The 16,663-nt window shown below is 68.2% G+C and carries 13 protein-coding genes; 10 read left to right on the plus strand and 3 right to left on the minus strand.

Translation table 11 applies throughout. The features are described 5' to 3' along the window. Nucleotides 1-271: 271 nt before the first annotated feature. From Q8A52_RS16095 to Q8A52_RS16120, 6 genes are all read left to right on the plus strand, one after another. On the plus strand, nt 272-1,702 hold the full coding sequence (locus Q8A52_RS16095) for a selenium-binding protein SBP56-related protein (protein WP_316752492.1): 1,431 nt from the start codon (nt 272-274) through the stop codon (nt 1,700-1,702). Between the two features lies 1 nt (nt 1,703). Next, the gene (locus Q8A52_RS16100) at nt 1,704-2,474 is read left to right on the plus strand and encodes a hypothetical protein (RefSeq protein ID WP_316752495.1); all 771 of its coding nucleotides are present in this window, start codon (nt 1,704-1,706) and stop codon (nt 2,472-2,474) included. Nucleotides 2,475-2,615: 141 nt separating this feature from the next. Further along, entirely contained in the window at nt 2,616-3,068 is a 453-nt protein-coding gene (locus Q8A52_RS16105; protein ID WP_316752499.1) for a DUF3995 domain-containing protein, read from the plus strand. Then, nucleotides 3,049-3,570, plus strand: a complete 522-nt coding sequence (locus Q8A52_RS16110; RefSeq protein WP_316752502.1) for an RNA polymerase sigma factor — start codon at nt 3,049-3,051, stop codon at nt 3,568-3,570. Before Q8A52_RS16105 ends, Q8A52_RS16110 begins: the two co-directional genes overlap by 20 nt. Further along, the gene (locus Q8A52_RS16115) at nt 3,567-4,019 is read left to right on the plus strand and encodes a hypothetical protein (RefSeq protein WP_316752505.1); all 453 of its coding nucleotides are present in this window, start codon (nt 3,567-3,569) and stop codon (nt 4,017-4,019) included. The genes Q8A52_RS16110 and Q8A52_RS16115 overlap by 4 nt, the downstream gene beginning before the upstream one ends. A gap of 813 nt (nt 4,020-4,832) precedes the next feature. Beyond that, nucleotides 4,833-6,398: an alpha/beta hydrolase gene (locus tag Q8A52_RS16120; protein WP_316752507.1), complete on the plus strand. Its 1,566-nt coding sequence runs from the start codon at nt 4,833-4,835 to the stop codon at nt 6,396-6,398. A 502-nt stretch (nt 6,399-6,900) separates the two neighbouring features. Here Q8A52_RS16120 and Q8A52_RS16125 read toward each other — a convergent pair. Continuing rightward, the gene (locus Q8A52_RS16125) at nt 6,901-8,574 is read right to left on the minus strand and encodes a DUF6895 family protein (protein WP_316752510.1); all 1,674 of its coding nucleotides are present in this window, start codon (nt 8,572-8,574) and stop codon (nt 6,901-6,903) included. Between the two features lie 43 nt (nt 8,575-8,617). Then, on the minus strand, nt 8,618-8,824 hold the full coding sequence (locus tag Q8A52_RS16130) for a hypothetical protein (RefSeq protein ID WP_316752513.1): 207 nt from the start codon (nt 8,822-8,824) through the stop codon (nt 8,618-8,620). A 523-nt stretch (nt 8,825-9,347) separates the two neighbouring features. Here Q8A52_RS16130 and Q8A52_RS16135 point away from each other — a divergent pair. Further along, nucleotides 9,348-10,592, plus strand: a complete 1,245-nt coding sequence (locus Q8A52_RS16135; RefSeq protein WP_316752517.1) for an alpha/beta hydrolase family protein — start codon at nt 9,348-9,350, stop codon at nt 10,590-10,592. A gap of 349 nt (nt 10,593-10,941) precedes the next feature. Beyond that, nucleotides 10,942-11,283, plus strand: a complete 342-nt coding sequence (locus Q8A52_RS16140) for a DUF1877 family protein (RefSeq protein WP_316752519.1) — start codon at nt 10,942-10,944, stop codon at nt 11,281-11,283. Nucleotides 11,284-11,466: 183 nt separating this feature from the next. On the opposite strand, the gene Q8A52_RS16145 is transcribed toward Q8A52_RS16140, so the two are convergent. After that, nucleotides 11,467-12,624 (minus strand): ROK family protein, encoded by a 1,158-nt coding sequence (locus Q8A52_RS16145; RefSeq protein WP_316752521.1) that lies wholly within the window; start codon nt 12,622-12,624, stop codon nt 11,467-11,469. A gap of 585 nt (nt 12,625-13,209) precedes the next feature. On the opposite strand from Q8A52_RS16145, the gene Q8A52_RS16150 reads away from it, so the two are divergent. Together Q8A52_RS16150 and Q8A52_RS16155 are read left to right on the plus strand one after the other, a co-directional pair. Beyond that, nucleotides 13,210-15,183, plus strand: a complete 1,974-nt coding sequence (locus Q8A52_RS16150; protein WP_316752523.1) for a glycoside hydrolase family 5 protein — start codon at nt 13,210-13,212, stop codon at nt 15,181-15,183. Between the two features lie 339 nt (nt 15,184-15,522). Further along, a complete protein-coding gene (locus tag Q8A52_RS16155; RefSeq protein ID WP_316752526.1) occupies nt 15,523-16,368 on the plus strand; it encodes an alpha/beta fold hydrolase in 846 nt (281 codons plus the stop codon). The last annotated feature ends 295 nt before the right edge of the window (nt 16,369-16,663 follow it).

Here is a 16,663-nt window from a genome sequence, read left to right on the forward strand (position 1 = left end):
TCCCGGCTCGTCCACGCGGAAAAGGGACGCGGCTGGCGATCCTGTCCTGCCACGGCGTAGCCGACCAGCAGTGCTTCCTGCGCTGTGACGTCGGCTCCAGGGAGGGGGCTGGGGCGGTGCGCGCTGTCGCCTTGGCAGGGCTCCCGGGGGTGTGAAACGCTTGATCCGGGACATATCCCACGTCTGCACGCCGATCTCGAACGAGTGAGCCCGGCTGCTCTGTCGGGAGTCCAGCCGGGTCCAGGCTCCCGTTCGGGAGTGAGGAACAGCCATGACGACGACCGAGCACGCTCACTCCAGCGACGATCACAGTGACCCCACCTTGTACCGCACCCCGGCGGATGCCGTCGCCGCGCCCCCCGAGAAGGTCGCCTACGTCGTCGGTTTCGACCCGACCGCACAGGGCGCCGACGCCTTGTTCACCGTCGGTACCGACCCCGAATCCCCCGAGTACGGCCGCGTGATCTCCCACGCCGAGCTGCCCGACCCGGGCAACGAACTGCACCACTTCGGCTGGAACGCCTGCTCGAGCGCGCTGGCCCATGCCGGTCACCAGCACGCTGCGCGGCGCTACCTCATCGTCCCCGGACTGCGCTCATCCCGGCTGCACGTCTTCGACACCAGCCCCGATCCCGACCGCCCCCACCTGGTCAAGGTGATCGAGGCCGAGGAACTGGCCGCCAAGGCCGGGTACTCCCGCCCGCACACACTCCACTGCGGGCCCGACGGAATGTTCCTGTCCTGCCTGGGCGGCGCGGACGGTGCGGACGGACCTGGCGGCGTCGCGCTGCTGGACCACGAAAGCTTCGAAGTGCTGCGCGCCTGGGAGAGCGACCGCGGACCGCAGCGGCTCGCCTACGACGTCTGGTGGCACCTGCGCCAGAACATCGCCGTGACCAGCGAGTGGGGGAGTCCCTCGATGATCGAGGACGGCATCGTCCCCGAACTGCTGCTGGGTCGCCAGTACGGCCACTCATTGCACTTCTGGGAACTGGACTCCGGCCGGCACCTGCAGAGCCTCGACCTGGGGGACGAGAACCAGATGGTCCTGGAACTGCGCCCGGCGCACGACCCCGAGGCGACGTGGGGCTTCACCAACACCGTGGTCAACGTGGAGGACCTGTCCGCATCGGTCTGGTTGTGGAACCGGGAGGGTGACGACTTCGTGATCCACAAGGTGATCACCGTCCCGGCCGAACCCGCGCAAACGGAGGACCTGCCCCCGGCGCTGCAGCCGTTCGGCGCCGTGCCGCCATTGATCACCGACATCGACCTGTCGGTGGACGACCAGTGGCTGTACGTATCCGCCTGGGGAACCGGCGACCTGCTCCAGTACGACGTGAGCGACCCGTTCCGTCCCAGGCAGACCGCGGCCGTGCGACTTGGCGGCATCGTCACCCGACAGCCGCACCCCGCCGAGCCCGACACTCCGCTGACCGGCGGAGCACAGATGGTCGAGCTCAGCCGGGACGGGCGGCGGGTGTACCTGACGAACTCCTTGTATGCCGCCTGGGACGAGCAGTTCTATCCCGCGGGCATCGACCCGTGGATGGTCAAACTCGACGCCGACACCGCGCACGGCGGGCTCCTGGTCGACAGCGGCTTCTTCCCGCACGGCACCGAGTTCTCCGGGTTGCGCGTACACCAGACGCGCCTGCAAGGCGGCGACGCCTCCTCGGATTCGTACTGCTACCGCCGATGACATGCTGCTCTCCGTGCTCTGCGCGGCAGGCGCGCAGACCGACAAAGGAACCGGGTGGCAGCTGCCCTCCACCGAAACGCTGGTGGCCGTGGTCCTGGTGGCTGTGGCCACCACGGCCGGCGCCTGGCTGGCACGGCGCGGATCCGGCCGGTCGGAGCTCCTGCTTGCCGCAGCGTCAGGGATTCTGCTGATCATCGCGGTCCTCGACCTTCTGCCCGACGCGTGGGATCAGGCGCAAGAGGTCGGCGCGCCGCAGTGGGCAGTGCCACTCGCCGCGCTCGTCTCGTACGGGGCGACGGGTGCAGTGGCTCGTATCGGCTGCCCGTGCGAGCGGGGTCGTGCGGGCGGCATCGGCTCGGCATCGGGGCTCGCACTGCATCGTTTTCTGGAGGGGGCGACCCTGGCACTGACCCCGTCAGTCACCGTGATGGCGGCGCTCCTCGTGCACGCGGCCGGCGAGGGACTGGCACTGGCCGCCCTGCTGGGGGTCCACCCGAAGCGGCGTGTGGCCCCATGGATCGGGCTGGCCTGCTTGAGCCCTGTCGCGGGAGCCTTCGTGACGAGCGCCTTGCCCATCCCGGACGGCCTCATGCCACTGCTGCTCGCCCTCATCGGCGGCGTACTCGCACAGGGGGCCTGGGTGGCGATCGTACTCGCCCGTCAGCAGCGGCCCGCGGACCGGCGAGTCGTCGCAGTCCCGGCGGCGACGGCGATGACTCTTGCCGCCGTTCTCACCGCGTTCGTCCTCCTTGTCGGGGCAGACAAGCACTGACCACAAAGAGTCAGATGTACCTCGTTGCAGAGGGTGGGTGAGTTCGCGGGCCAGTGGAAGAATTCGCGTACACCATGGAACGTTTCGCGTGGACGGCTCCTCTGGAGGGTGACGGATTGAGAAGTCACCGCAGGAGGACCCATGTCGTACCGGCCATACACCCCCGCCCCCACCCGCGCAGCTACGCTCGTCACCTCGGTGCTCACCGTGGACGCCCTGCTCCACCTGTACTGGACGACGGGCGCCACCTGGCCCGCGGCCGACGCCGGGAGCCTGTCGCAAGCGGTTCTCGGTACGGACGTGCCGTTCACACCGCCGATCCTGCTCCCTCTCGTCGCCCTCCTCCTCACCGCCGCCGCCTTGGTCCTCGCCCACTCCCGCCGCCCCCGCCACCTGATCCTCCGTCTCGGCACCCTGGCCGTGGCCGCGGGCCTCTCGCTGCGCGCCCTGGCGGGGATCTATTGGCTGTTCGCCAAGGAGACAGGCACCGCCTTCTACTGGCTCAACCTCGCCCTCTACACCCCGCTGTGCGCGGTCCTGGCCGTAGCCGCCCTGCGCGTGGCGCGGTGGAAGGATGAGGTCCGTGCCCGATGAGCGACCTGATGACCGAGCGGTCCGGCTCGTGCGAGCCGCCCAGCGCGGCGACACCCTCGCCATGGCCGAACTCCTGGACCTCCTGGCCCCGTTCGTGGTCCGCGTCTGCACGCCCATCGCCCTGGACCAGGGGCAGGACGCGGCACAGGAGGCCCTGGTCGCGGTCTTCAAGTCGCTGCGCACCCTGAAGAAACCGGCCGCCCTGCACGGCTGGGTCCGTGCCATCGCCGTGCGCGAGGCGGTCCGCACCGCGCACCGCGCCGCCCGCACAGTACCGGCCGACCTCAGCGCGCTCCCGGCACGCGGTGACCCCCAACTCGGCGCCGACATCAGAGACGTACTGGCGCGTCTGTCACCCGAGCACCGTGCGGTGCTGATGCTGCGTGACATGGAGGGTCTGGACGAGCGCACCGCCGCCGCCCTGCTCGGTGTGCGCGCGGGCACCGTCAAGTCGCGGCTGCACCGGGCCCGCGACACCTTCCGGAAGGCGTGGACGTCATGAAAGAGCTCTGGCCCACCACCGACCTCGACCCCGTACGCCGCCTGCACGCCCTGGCCGCCGGCATCCGCGGCGCCCACGTGACCGAGGCACACGTCGACGCCCCCTTCGAACGGGTCTGGTCCTTGCTGGGCGACCTTGAGGGCGGGTTCGGACAGGTCGTGACCGACATGGAACGGCTGCGCGTGGTCCGCCGAGAGGGTGAACGGGTCGAGGCGCTGGCACGCAGCAGGTACGGAATGCGGGCCCGGCTGCGCGGAGTCCAGCGGCCGGGCTGGTGCTGGCTGCAGAGCCGGTTCCTGCTGATCGGCGTGGCGGCCACGCCCGAAGGCGCCGGCACCCGGGTCGCGTTCACCGGGGGCGTGCGGCTGCCATCCCGCGCGGCCCTGATCCCCCTGGGCGTACGGCGTGAGGGCCGCCGCAGCGTGGAGAACCTCACGGCTTTGCTGTGAGCCAGACAGTGCCCTCTTCACCGAGCGCGGCGGTCCACCGGAATCCAGGTCGGCAGCCCTCGGCACGCCGCAGTGTCCGCCCTTGGAGTAGGCCGTTTACCAGGTCTTGGAGGCGGGGTCCTCGGGCATGCCGCCGCTTCCGCCGAGTCGGGCAGTGGCTCACCGGCACCGGCGCCGCACCCTCCACCTACCGGGTCTCCCGGGGCGCGCGTCTGGGACGGGCCGGCAGCACCGAGATCACCGCCGATGCGGACGGCACGGTCCGGGTCAGTGGCGCCGCCGGCGTTCACGTCCGAGGCACCATCAAGCCGGAGAAGCCCTAGCGGGCTCCAACCGGGGGGTTGTCCGTGCTTCGGTCCTGCCCTTGTGACGCCGGCGTTCTCCGCGGAGTTGATGAGGCCGGACTTGTCCCCGTCCACCCGCGTCTACGGCCTGGAGTACCTCAGCCGGTGAGCCGGTGGGGCGGACGGTCGGTCGAAGGGAAGGCAGTTGGGGGCGGAGCACCCCATCAAGCGGGCTCCGTTCCCTGGCGGGCACTGCACTCCTTGCACACGCCGCCCTCCAACTCAGGCTGCCTACAACGGCCTGCAGCTTTTCGACAGGTGCCTCATGTGGGCTCCCGCCTCGACGGGACCGGCCGGTGCGGATGGCAATCAGCCCGTCTGGGTTCTCATCCGCACGTCTGTTTCTGAGTACTCCGGGAGTCGGAGCAAGACCGCCCTGCAGATGGATTCGTCCGCCGACGTGGACACGAAATCGTCGTGCTGTCACAGAAGTTGATAGAAAGGTACGGCCATCGTGCGGATAGGACGCATGGCGCCCTTGCTCGCTGTGGGGGTCACGGCAACTCTGATCCCCGCCCTTGCTCCGGCGCAGGCATCCGCGGCGGAACCGCTGCAGAGATTCGAGAACCAGAAGCCGGCGTGGCACCGGTGCGACCCGTCACTGCCCGTTGCATTCCAGTGCGCGACGATCAAAGTCCCGCTCGACTACAGCCGCCCCGACTCCAAGACGATCAAACTGGCCATCTCCCGTATGAAGACCAGTGTCCCGGGCAAGCGGCACGGCGCGATCTTCTTCAACCCCGGCGGTCCGGGCGGCGAGGGCCTGGACATGCCGGCCATGATGAAGGAAACGATGCCCAAGAAGGTCCGTGAGCAGTACGACCTCATCGGGTTCGATCCGCGCGGCGTGGGGCGCAGCAGCCCGCTCACGTGTGGTCTCACAACCACGCAGGAGAACATCGAACACCCCTACAGGCCGCGGACGTTCAGCAATGACGTGAAGTGGGCCCGGACCGTGGCCGACAAGTGCCGTGCCAAGAACGGCGACAAGCTGCCTTACTTCACCACCCGCAACACCGCCCGCGACATGGACGTCATTCGCGCCGTTCTGGGTGAGAAGAAGATCTCCTACCTGGGCTACTCCTACGGCACGTACCTGGGCGCCGTCTACGCGCAGATGTTCCCCGAGCGGACCGATCGCTTCGTGCTGGACAGCGCGGTCGACCCCGCACGGGTCTGGCGCGGCATGATCCAGGTCTGGGCGGAGGGCACCGAGCCGGCGTTCACCCGCTGGACGAAGTGGACTGCACAGCGCCATCGCACCTACAAACTCGGCAACACCCCGGCCAAGGTGAAGAAGACGTTTTGGGACCTGATCGCCCGGGCCGACCGCACTCCCATCGACGTCGGTGGCGAAAAGCGCACCGGGGACGACATCCGTGCCGTCCTGCGCGCTGAGTTCTTCAGCCCCAAGTCTGCGGCCGAGACGGTCGTCGACCTCAAGAGGGCCGCCGACGGTCACTCGGCCCCCCATCGTTCCCCCGCGCCGGACGGCCGGCAGGGAGCGCGCCGGTCCCCGGCTCGCGCCGCCCAGCCACCGGCCGACAACGGCTCCGCCGTCTTCTGGACCGTCGTCTGCGGCGACACCGCAGCCTGGCCGCGCGATGTCGAGCAGTACCGGCGTGACGCGATCCGGGACAAGGCCAAGTACCCGCTCTACGGCGACTTCGGCTCCAACATCACGCCCTGCGCGTTCTGGGACAAGCCGGCCGAGCCGGTCACCGCGGTGGACAACAACGTCGGCCTGCTCACCGTCCAGAACCAGTGGGACCCCCAGACACCCCTGATCAGCGGCCTGGGCATGCACCACGCCCTGAAGGGCTCGCGCATGGTGTACGTCAAGGGAGGCGAGGGCCACGGCGTCTACTCCGAAGACCCGCGCTCCTGCGCCAACCGCACTGTCAACGCCTACCTGAGCAACGGAAAGCTTCCGGCACAGGACGTCACCTGTACGACGTCCGGTCGCCAGAGCCCCGGCGTGAACCAGCGCATCGTCCCGACACCGCAGCTCACACCGGAAGCGCCCCGCTTCTGACGCGCCTTCCCTCGGACCTCGGCCTGGGCGTAGAAACCGCCACCCATGGGCCGAGGCCGCCGGCTGCCTGCCTCCGGGGCGCACCGCCGCTCCTGTGCTTGTCCGCCGCGTCCGGATCCGGCATGACGCCTCTCCTCGCGGTGGCGGGCCGATGGTATGCGGCCGGCGGACGAGGGCAACAGCGACGAGGGAGCGGGGTGAGTGCGTTCCCGGTCCCCGACGCAGGCATTGATCTGATCCTGCCGTTCGCAGGCTTCCTCATGGAGTCCGACGATGCCTGGGCCACCCAAGTGGAGCCGCGGGCCCAGGCGACCGACGACACCATCGGCGCGTCGAGACGCACGGTCGGTCCAGCCTCGACGGTCTACGTGCCCACGGCCGATGTCACTGGCGTCGCCGAGACGGCGACGGCTCCGGCACGCAGATCTCCATCACGAACTACCGGCCCGGCGAGCGGTCCTGCAACTCCGATGCGCTGCGGGCGCCCGGTGTTGAGGCAACGTCAGTGCTCCTTGTGGCTGGCTCTTACCACGATGGCGAGGGCTGCCACTGCGCTTCGGGTCCAGGAGCGCTGGGCCTGCCCGCGTGCCAGCTTGTTGTCGCTCGTGGGGTAGCCGAATGCTCCGGTGATGTTCTGCTGGGCGAGGAGGAGGGCGACGGCGTCCTGGGTGATGCGGTGCCGTCCCCATCCGCCCTGCGCGAGGGTGCGGATGGTGCCGGCGAGTTGGCCCAGGTTGTAGGTCTTTCTCGCTTCGCACAGAGAGCTGGCAGCCTGCAGAGGGTAGGAACGCTGCTCGTACGGTGTGGATTGCTGGGGGATGACTGCGGCGGCTGATGGGCCGAGGAAGCCGAGGCTGATCAGCCGGTGCAAACCGTCCGCGATATCGGCGGGGACAGTGCGGAGCGAGCTGACGACGTCCGCTGTGGCTTTGAGGAAGTCGTTCAGGGACGGACAGTTGGCTCCTGCCGCGTGCAGGGCCAGGGCGAATTCTCCGGCGACTTCCATGCCCTGTTCCTGCCAGAGAGTACGGGGTGCTTCCGAGAGGACAGCCGCGTAGTGCTCGAGGGCCGGTCTGGCGAGGTGGTGTTCCTGGATTGCGGCGGCCCCGATGGCGGCGGCCGTGACTCCGGCAATCCCCACGCGTGGGTCCTGTTCCAAGCTTTGGTCGCACAGCCACACCACAGCACGCCGCAGGGGTGCCGTCAGGGCGACTTCCGCAGTCGGCAGGTTCGGGCGTGGGCCAGTGCGCCGCCGTGGCGTTCGCCTCAGTAGACCGGCGAGGGCGGTGACGATGGTGGTGTGGTAGCCCTCTGCCCAGTGCCGGAAGTCTTCGTTCCCCTTGTCGATGCCGGGATGGATGATGCCTTCGGGGCCGTTGACTCGTCCATTGTCTTCCTGGACAGATTCCAGGAAGGCCCAGGCTCGGTCTGCAGCGTCAGAGTCGTTGACACCGAGGCAGTACAGGCAGCACAGGAGTTCTCCGACGAGGTCGGCGTTCGTGCGGGCTTCGGCCAGGATGAGGAGTGCTTCGAGGAGTTCGACGGCTGAGCCGGAGCTGTAGTCGCCGGGCCAGACAGGTGTGCGCCTGCCGAAGTCGGTAGCGTAGAAGATGGTGTGGGTGACGGCGTAGATGTCGCGGTCGGCGAGCTTGAGGACGTTCGGGTTCTGGCACAGGAGTGTGAACGGCAGCACTGCGTCGATGGCCGGTAGGTCATGTTCGATGCCGCACAGGTACAGGGTGTGGAGAAGGTCCAGTTGGCGGTACGGAACCCGCTCGAACGCCGCCGCGTATCCGCCCGCCGCAGCTTGCTGGATGATGCGCCTGAACTCCAGGTCCTCACGGCCGCACAGCCGCAGTGCGGCGTACGTGCCCGCGTACAGGAGGAGGGCCTCCTCGTCCTGCGCCACCATCTCGCGGTACGAGGGCCTACCGGCAACGTCTGCAACCTGCTGGAGGATAGCCGCATAGCCACCGTCGAGGGGCGCGTCATCGAGTCGGGCGCGCAGCCCCACGAGGAACGCTGTCTCGATCAGGGCTTTGCGGGTGAACAGGACCGTATCCGAATGGGTGTGCCGTGGGTCGAGCATGGCCCGGCGCGCAGCGAGCCAGGCAACTGCCCGGTCCTCCACCGCGCGCCTTTGAGATGACCGGACGCCGGGCTCTTCTGTTTCCACTGACGATCCTCCCGGCAGTCACCTTGATTTGAGTTTCAGCGGGTCAGCTTTCTGCGGCCGCGGGAGTGTCCGCTACTTCGTTGGCGACGACCAAGACGTAGCGTTCCCAGGCCAGCACATAGCCCGCGACATCGTCCAGCTGGCTGACTTGGCCGACCACGCGCTCCAGGGGAGCGCTGAGATCGATCAGACCACTGGTTCTGAGGAAATCCAGCGCTTTACGCGCATCAACCGACGGCGGACAGGACATGGCGAACCTCCTGTTCGGAGTCCAGTATTTCCCCTCTACTATCTTCCCATTCGGCATGTCAGTGGAATATGTAAGCGGTAACTCATACAGTCTCACTTACTGGCCGGCTCGTTCGCGCGTTCTTTTATGCTCGACTTGCGGCGACTCCCTGCAATCCCGCGCTTTATGCATATTGAATGTCAGATTCTTCGTCGGTATGACAAGTGGAAACAGCAGCAGATGCTGTCCGTGCCTGGCTCGCCGAGCACGCCGACCGCGTCGAGTTGCGGTACCGGGCCCCGGCTGATGCTGAGTACAAGTGGACAGCATTGGACAGCTACCGCCCCCGGCGGGCCTGGAAAGTGGACACCACCTGCGGGGAGCCTGAGCTCCATGAGCCTTTCGGCCGACGGTCACCGGGTGGCGCTCCGCCCCGGTTACCGAGGCTGAACCGGCCTCGTAGCCATGCGGCCGCATGTGGTTGCCACCGCCGTGTGACCGCGGTCCGTCCCTCACAACAACATCGACGTCAAGGAGGAGTTTCATGGAACGACTGCTGTTTCCCGGTGACGCCCAGTTCTGGTACGAGACTCTGCGCTCGTTCGGTCATATCGCCTACGGCGGCGCCGACTTCGGGGAGGTGGTGGCCACCAGCGGGCGTATCACCGAGGGCGATTACGGCAGTTGGCACGACGCGTGGCTGGCCACAGCCGACCGGGTGGCCGGCGAGGCCGCACGGGCCCTGGGGGCGGGCCACCCGGTGAGCGCCCGGGACGGCTTCCTCCGGGCCTCGAACTACTACCGGTCCGCCGAGTTCTTCCTGCACGGCCACCCCTGCGACCCCAGGCACGAGCACGCCTACGACCGCTCCGTGGAGTGCTTCCGGTCGGCGGCAGCCCTCTTCAGCCCCCGCATAGAGCCGGTCGAGATCCCGTACGAGGGCACCACACTGCCCGGCTACCTCTACCGGGCCGGCACCTCGGGACAGCCCCGCCCGACCGTGGTCATGCACAACGGCTTCGACGGCACCGCGGAGGAGATGCACTTCTTCGGAGCGATGGCCGGCGTCGATCGCGGCTACACCGTGCTCGTCTTCGACGGTCCCGGTCAGCCAGGACCACTGCACCGCGAGGGCCTGGTCTTCCGCCCCGACTGGGAGAACGTGGTGGGTCCGGTGCTGGACTTCGCCATGAAGCTGCCCGAGGTCGACAGCCGCCGCGTCGCCCTGCTCGGCAACAGCATGGGCGGCCTCCTCGCCCCCAGGGCGGCGGCCTTCGACCACCGTCTGGCGGCGGTGATCGCCCTCGACGGCGTCTACGACCTGGGCCCCGCGGTCACCGACCTGCTGCCCGGCGAGCGCAGCGAGATGGAGCGCCGGCTGCGCGCCGACGCCGATCCGGAGCTCGACGCCCGGCTCGAGCACATGACCACCGAGAACCCGGTGCTGCGCTGGGCGATCAACCACGGCATGTATGTCATGGGCGCACCCACCCCCCGGACGTTCGGCGCCGCCTACCTCGACTACCACCTCCGCGACGGCATCGCGTCGCAGATCCGGTGTCCGGCCCTGATCTGCGACGCCGCCGAGGACCTGTTCTTCGCCGGACAGGCCAGGCAGCTCTATGACGACCTCACCTGCCCCAAGACCTTCCTCAACTTCACGGCGGAGGAGGGTGCCGACGCCCACTGCCAGGCCGGCGCTCAGCGGCTGGCCCTGGCCCGCATATACGACTGGCTGGACGACACCCTCGGAGCCACACGCGACACGGGTCGCGGACTGACCAACTGAGACGCACAATCGAACAACGGCACGAGCAGCCGCAGTTCGGCCACGCCGCTGGTGGGGGCCGCAGCAGCAAGATCGAGAATGCGGTGGGTCGTTGTCACCCTGAGCAGCACCCTCTTGGAGGGCATCAAAGAGACGGTCGCCACGGGCAGCTGTCGCACAGCGCGCGGCTGCCCGTGGCGGGCCGGCTCCGTCTACACATGGAGGGAAGCAAAGACGTACGGCGAGCAGCAGCGGTTTTCCATCCATGAGTCGGTGCTGTGGTGGACCCACTGACCCAGGTACTGCGCCTTTGCGCGCGGGTGAAAATCACTGCTCTGTCGGATCAGAACTGCTCGCCTTCCATCGGCGGATGCAGCCCGAGGAGCGGCAGCACATCAGCACCCTTGAGCGGAGCATCGGCAGGGATCTCAACGAGCCGGTCGTCTTCCTCGACCATCCTGAGTTCTACGACGGCTTCGATGGCCCTCCCGCCCTGCTGGCCCCTGCGGCAGTAACCGAGGTGGCCCGCGTGCTCGCTGCCATGGAAATCGACTCCTTGCTCGAGACGCTCTCGGCCTACCGGAAAGCCGGCGGGTTCTCGGCATTCACTGGAGACCCACGTGCGTATCTCGCTGAGCACTTCGCCCTGTTGCAGAGCTTCTACGGCATCGCCAGCCGGCAGGGCATGGCTGTGGTCGTCTGGGTCGACTGAACGTTGCTGGGAGCGTCAGGGACAAGAGATCACGGAGGCCATCGTGACTTCCCTGCGGCCCTGCCCGCGAGTCGAGCAACAGCAGTCGGCTGCCAGTGATCCCGAGCGCCTCGGTCTGGGAGGACAGCCGCTGATGCTCATGGTCCCGGTCCCGGATGCCCGGGACCGGGATGGTCCCTTGTGTCAGGGGAAGAGCGCCTGGATGCCGGCGACGGCGGCGCCGCGGGCCCACTCCTGCCAAGGCAGCGGACGCACGGTCAGCGGACATTCTGCCGCCGCTTTGAAGCAGTGTGCGGCGTAGGCCTCCTTGATGTGCGTGGCGAACAGGTCATATGCGTCAACTCCCTCTCCGGTCACGACGACGCGCTGGGGGCCTACCAGGCTCACCAAGGTGGCGATACCGATGCCGATGGCGCGGCCGGCCCGCACGAAGGCTTCGCCCGCGGCAGGATCTGCACCGCGAGCGAGCTGAACGGCACGGTCGAAGTCCAGGTCCGGATCGCCGACGGCGCGGCGCACGGTAGCGAGAATCGCGTCACTGGAGGCGATGGCCTCCACGCAGCCGACCGCGCCGCAGTGGCACCGGGGGCCCGACGGGTCGACGCAGACGTGCCCCAACTCGCCGGCGACCCCGTACGCCCCGGTGAGCAGCTCGCCGTTGACGACGATGGCGGAGCCGATCCCGGAGCCGATGGTGACCAGCGCGAAGTTCTCGGTGCCGATGCCCTCGCCGAACCAGTGCTCAGCGGTGGTCAGGGCCTTGACGTCGTTCTCGACCGTGACGGTCAGGCCGGTTGCCCTGGTCAGTTTCTCGGCGAGCGGCACATCACGCCAGCCGGGGCGGACGGAGTAGCGGACACGGCCGTCTTGGCGGTCCACGTCCCCGGAGACCGCAATGCCCAGATGGCGGGTACGGGCCCTGAACTCGGTTTCCGTATCGAGCAGTTCGGCTACCAGATCGGCCAGCAACGCGCATACGGCGTCCGGGTCGCGGTCGCCGAGCGGGCGGTGGGTGGTGGCGCGCATTCGGGCTTGGAGGTCGCAGACCGTGCCGTCCAGGGTGTCGGCGCTGATCTTCACCCCGACGAAGAATTCACGATGGGGGATGACAGCCAGTGGGTTGACGGGGCGTCCGGCCCCCGGAGCGGTGCGTTCCGGGGGGAGTTCACGCAGATAACCGCCGTCGATGAGCGGCCTCGCGGCCTTGGTCACCGCGGTCGAGGACAAGCCTGTGCGGCGGGCGAGTTCGACCCGGCTGAGCGGGCTTTCGGCGAGCAGCAGGGCCAGGACGGCGGCGCCGGCCGGCGCTGTGACCAGCGGATGCGCGTGGTACGGGAGCACGGCGGCAACGTACTGGGAAATAAATAACTTCGTCCAGTATTGATTTGCGGTCCCGCCGTTCCCTACGCTCTGGCCACCTCCGTGACCCACTGGAGCCGTACGTTCAGGGCCGGCCATCCGGTCCGCGTCAAATCCCCACTGTCGCTGCTCACTTGATGGGGCAACACCTGTGCCGTCCACACCCACGTCCGTCTCCTTCGATCGTGCCGGCGCGCTTGTCGCCCTGCGGACTCCGGGCGGCGTGTACGCCGTGCATATCGGCGCCGACAGCAGGCCCCGGCATCCGCACGGGGAAACCGCACTCGCCCCGGCGCCGGACCGCTTCCGCCACGCCGACGTCGCGGCGCACGCCTGCGCAGCCCGGAGAACTGCGTACGACTGCCACGGGAGCTTCGACGGATACCCATTCCCTCCCTGGCGCAGAACGCCTGACACCGGACATCGAGGGAGTCGGCGGTGGGGAAGTACGGCCGTGACTCCCTCGTCCTCGGCCCAGCGCCCGCGCGACGGCCCGGAGAAACTTCCACCACAAGTGCTGGACCAGGACAGTTGCCCACCCCCCTCATCCCTTTGGAGGCAACAATCATGAGATCCGACAGATCGGCCCGCGTCGGCCGAGGACTGCTCGCGCGGGCCTTGGCCGTCACGACGACCCTGACCGTGCTCAGCCTCGGACTGGCCGTCGACTCCTTGGCAACGCCCCTGACCGACGAGGCAACCCGGCCCACTGTCCCAACTCCCCTGACCGGCGCCCAGCTTGCCGCGTCATGGACCGGCCCGCTCAGCACCCGAGGACGCTACATCGTCGATGCCTCCGGCAACCGCTTCAAGCTGAAGGCAGGCAACTGGGCAGGGGCCCAGGGCACTTGGGAAGGCAGCGGAGACGTCAGCGACCCGGCGAACCACCAGGCCCATCAGATGTCCCACAACATACCTCTGGGACTGGACCGGACGCCGATGGCGAAGATCCTCGCCGACTTCCGCAGCCTGGGCCTCAACAGCATCCGGCTGCCCTTCGCCAACGCGCTGATCCACGACACCACTCCGGTGCCGGACGCCGCCGTCGCCGCCAACCCGCAACTGACGGGCAAGACCCCCCTGCAGGTCTTCGACGCGGTCGTAGAGGCGCTGACCGCCGACGGTTTCGCGGTCATCCTGAACAACCACACCACCAGCTACCGATTCTGCTGCGGCCTGGACGGCAACGAGCGGTGGAACAGCGGCCAGTCCACCCAGCAGTGGGTGGACGACTGGCTGTTCCTGGTGAACCGCTACAAGGCGAACAAGCGAGTGGTCGGCGCGGACCTGCGCAACGAGGTCCGCCGTGACACCTGGGACAACCCCAACTGGGGCTGGGGCAACGACAAGGACCTGTACGCCGCTTTCGAGGAGGCCGGCAACAAGATCCTGCAGGCCGACCCCGACATGCTGATCATCATGGAGGGCATCAACTGGCAGGGGGTCCCCTCGGACCTCTTCAGCCACGGCCGGCCGATGCTCACCCCGGTCGCCACCCTCTCCCACACCCTCATCACCTCCGGGAAGCTCGTCTACGCCGCCCACTTCTACGGCTACACCGGACCGGCCCACACCGGCGCGGACGACAGCGGCTGGGGCTCGACCCACGACGCGCGCTACCACGACCTCACGCCGGAAGAACTCGCCAGGGCCGTCAACGACCAGGCCCTGTTCGTCACGCGGTCCGGCCAGCACTTCACCGCTCCGGTCTGGGTCAGCGAGTTCGGGGTCGCGGGCCGTGGTGCGACCGACGCCAAGGAACAGGCCTGGTTCGACCATTTCACCGACCTCCTGGTCAGGAACGACACGGACTTCGCCATCTGGCCGCTGGTCGGCTGGACCGATGCCGAAGGCAAGCCGCAGGACAACTGGGCCCTTGTCTCGTACGACACCACCGGCAAGCGGCTGAGCCTCGACGACCCCGGCGACTGGCGCGCGGCCGACTGGAAGAAGCTGATCGACGCACCCGGTCGCACCGGCACGGTTCCCCAGGTCAACCGCTGGAACATGCTCAACCTCGACTTCGGCGACCAGAACGTCTCCACCCGCATGCTCGCCAAGCCGGACTGGAGCCCCGGCAACCGCAAGGGCAACTGCCCGGACTCACAGCGGGTGGTCGGTCTCGGCCGCAGCGACAGCCGAGGGCTGTGCACCGACGCCAACCAGCCGGCGAGGTCCACCGGTGACTGGGTAACCGTCACTGACGAGCGGTACGTCACCCACGGCGACTGGGCTTCCGGCTACAACAAGCTCCAGTGCCCCGACAACACCTTCGTCGTCGGCTACAGCGTCAACGGCAACTCCATGTCCGCCCTGCTGTGCGCGCCGTCCGGCAAACCGCTGCCCACCACCGGCCGCAACGTGTGGTTCGACCATGGCGACAACCGCCCCACCACCGGCGGCTCGACGGACAGCGACTGGGCACCGGGCTACTACAAGGGCCAGTGCGCCGACGACGAATACCTCGCCGGCGTCGCCTACACCTGGAAGTGGCTGCACTACGGAGTCCCCGACGCCCTCCTGTGCCGTCCACTTAACTGATGCACCATCAAATCGGTCCGGTCATGGCTGTACTCACGCCTTCACCGGCGAATGTCCTCGGCACCGACAGCGACCACGAGCCCGCGCCGCCGTCCGTGGATCAGGCTGCCCGGGATGCCGTGGTCAGCTCTCGCGTGCCGAGGACGCACGCCGACCAAGTGCCGCGTGGTCGGCCGTGGCCCCGACCGCTGGAGGACCGGGTAACTCCCTTTCCGTGGATTCACTGCGCGGATCGTTCGCGTCAACGAATCACCGACGGCACGGACACTTCTACTGGGGTTTCCGCCTGCCCGGTGCCTTGGAACCTGGGCACCATGGGACAGGAGAGGAGAAGCAGCGATGGCCGAGCGTGTTATCGAGGCGGATGGCATCGAGTTGTGCACCGAGTCCTTCGGCGACCCGGCCAATCCGCCCATTCTGCTGATCATGGGCATCGGGGCTTCGATGCTCTGGTGGGAGGAGGGCTTTTGCCGGATGCTCGCCGAGGGCGGGCGCTTTGTGATCCGTTACGACCACCGTGACACCGGCCGATCGGTCACGTACGAGCCGGGCCGTCCCGGATACACCGGCGTGGACCTGGTCGGTGACGCCGCCCGCGTGCTCGACGCCTATGAGATCCCGGCAGCGCACGTCGTGGGTGTCTCGGCCGGAGGGGCACTCGCGCAGTTGCTCGCGCTCGATCATGCCGATTGCGTCCTCTCACTCGTCCTGATCAGCACGTCCTTCGCTGTGCCCGGCGACCGCGACCTTCCTCCGCCGACCGAGGCATTCATGCGGTTCGTCTCGACCGCTCGCGTCGATTGGTCGGATGCCGACTCGGTGATCGATTACCAGGTGGCCTACGCGCGCCTGCTCGCGGGGGGCCGGCGCCCGTTCGATGAGACCGCCGCTCGCAGCCTCGTCCGTCGCGACGTCGAGCGCGCGCACGATTTCACCGCGGCCCGCAACCACGACGCACTTACGGAGGACAAGCTCTCACAAGCGCCCTTGTCCTCGATCGCTGTGCCCACCCTGGTGATCCACGGGACCGCCGATCCGATGTTCCCGCTCCGGCACGGTGAGGCACTCGTGGAACAGATCCCCGGGGCAAGGCAATTGGTTCTGAAGGATGCCGGTCACGGGGTCGAGCGAGCTGACTGGGCGACGATCGTGTCCGCAATCCTGGAACACACCGCCGCAGAATAGGTGCAGGCCCTTCTCGCCGCACCGCAGTTGGGGACGGAAGCCTGCGGCTCCGGTGGGACGTCGCCCGCAGGGGCTGAGCGCCACCCGATGAAGTCAGAGGCACACTCCACGGTCGGAGTACTACCCGCACGCCCTGCTGGAACCGTGCGCTCCCTGTGGTCGTCTTGTGCGCTGACTGTGTACGAAGCAGGGATGCGGGGGACGTTGTGACGCGGAACGTGACGAAGGCCGGTCTCATGGTGGTGGCCATGGCGACGGTGCTCGGGGCCTCGGCCTGCGGCGGGGAAGCCGGCGC

The organism is Streptomyces herbicida, from assembly GCF_032656585.1.
GTDB lineage: Bacteria > Actinomycetota > Actinomycetes > Streptomycetales > Streptomycetaceae > Streptomyces > Streptomyces herbicida.

Coding starts and splice junctions, on each gene's coding strand:
- Q8A52_RS16095 (WP_316752492.1), top strand. CDS start 272: ATGACGACGACCGAGCACGCTCACTCCAGCGACGATCACAGTGACCCC.
- Q8A52_RS16100 (WP_316752495.1), top strand. CDS start 1,704: ATGCTGCTCTCCGTGCTCTGCGCGGCAGGCGCGCAGACCGACAAAGGA.
- Q8A52_RS16105 (WP_316752499.1), top strand. CDS start 2,616: ATGTCGTACCGGCCATACACCCCCGCCCCCACCCGCGCAGCTACGCTC.
- Q8A52_RS16110 (WP_316752502.1), top strand. CDS start 3,049: ATGAGGTCCGTGCCCGATGAGCGACCTGATGACCGAGCGGTCCGGCTC.
- Q8A52_RS16115 (WP_316752505.1), top strand. CDS start 3,567: ATGAAAGAGCTCTGGCCCACCACCGACCTCGACCCCGTACGCCGCCTG.
- Q8A52_RS16120 (WP_316752507.1), top strand. CDS start 4,833: ATGGCGCCCTTGCTCGCTGTGGGGGTCACGGCAACTCTGATCCCCGCC.
- Q8A52_RS16130 (WP_316752513.1), bottom strand. CDS start 8,824: ATGTCCTGTCCGCCGTCGGTTGATGCGCGTAAAGCGCTGGATTTCCTC.
- Q8A52_RS16135 (WP_316752517.1), top strand. CDS start 9,348: ATGGAACGACTGCTGTTTCCCGGTGACGCCCAGTTCTGGTACGAGACT.
- Q8A52_RS16140 (WP_316752519.1), top strand. CDS start 10,942: ATGCAGCCCGAGGAGCGGCAGCACATCAGCACCCTTGAGCGGAGCATC.
- Q8A52_RS16150 (WP_316752523.1), top strand. CDS start 13,210: ATGAGATCCGACAGATCGGCCCGCGTCGGCCGAGGACTGCTCGCGCGG.
- Q8A52_RS16155 (WP_316752526.1), top strand. CDS start 15,523: ATGGCCGAGCGTGTTATCGAGGCGGATGGCATCGAGTTGTGCACCGAG.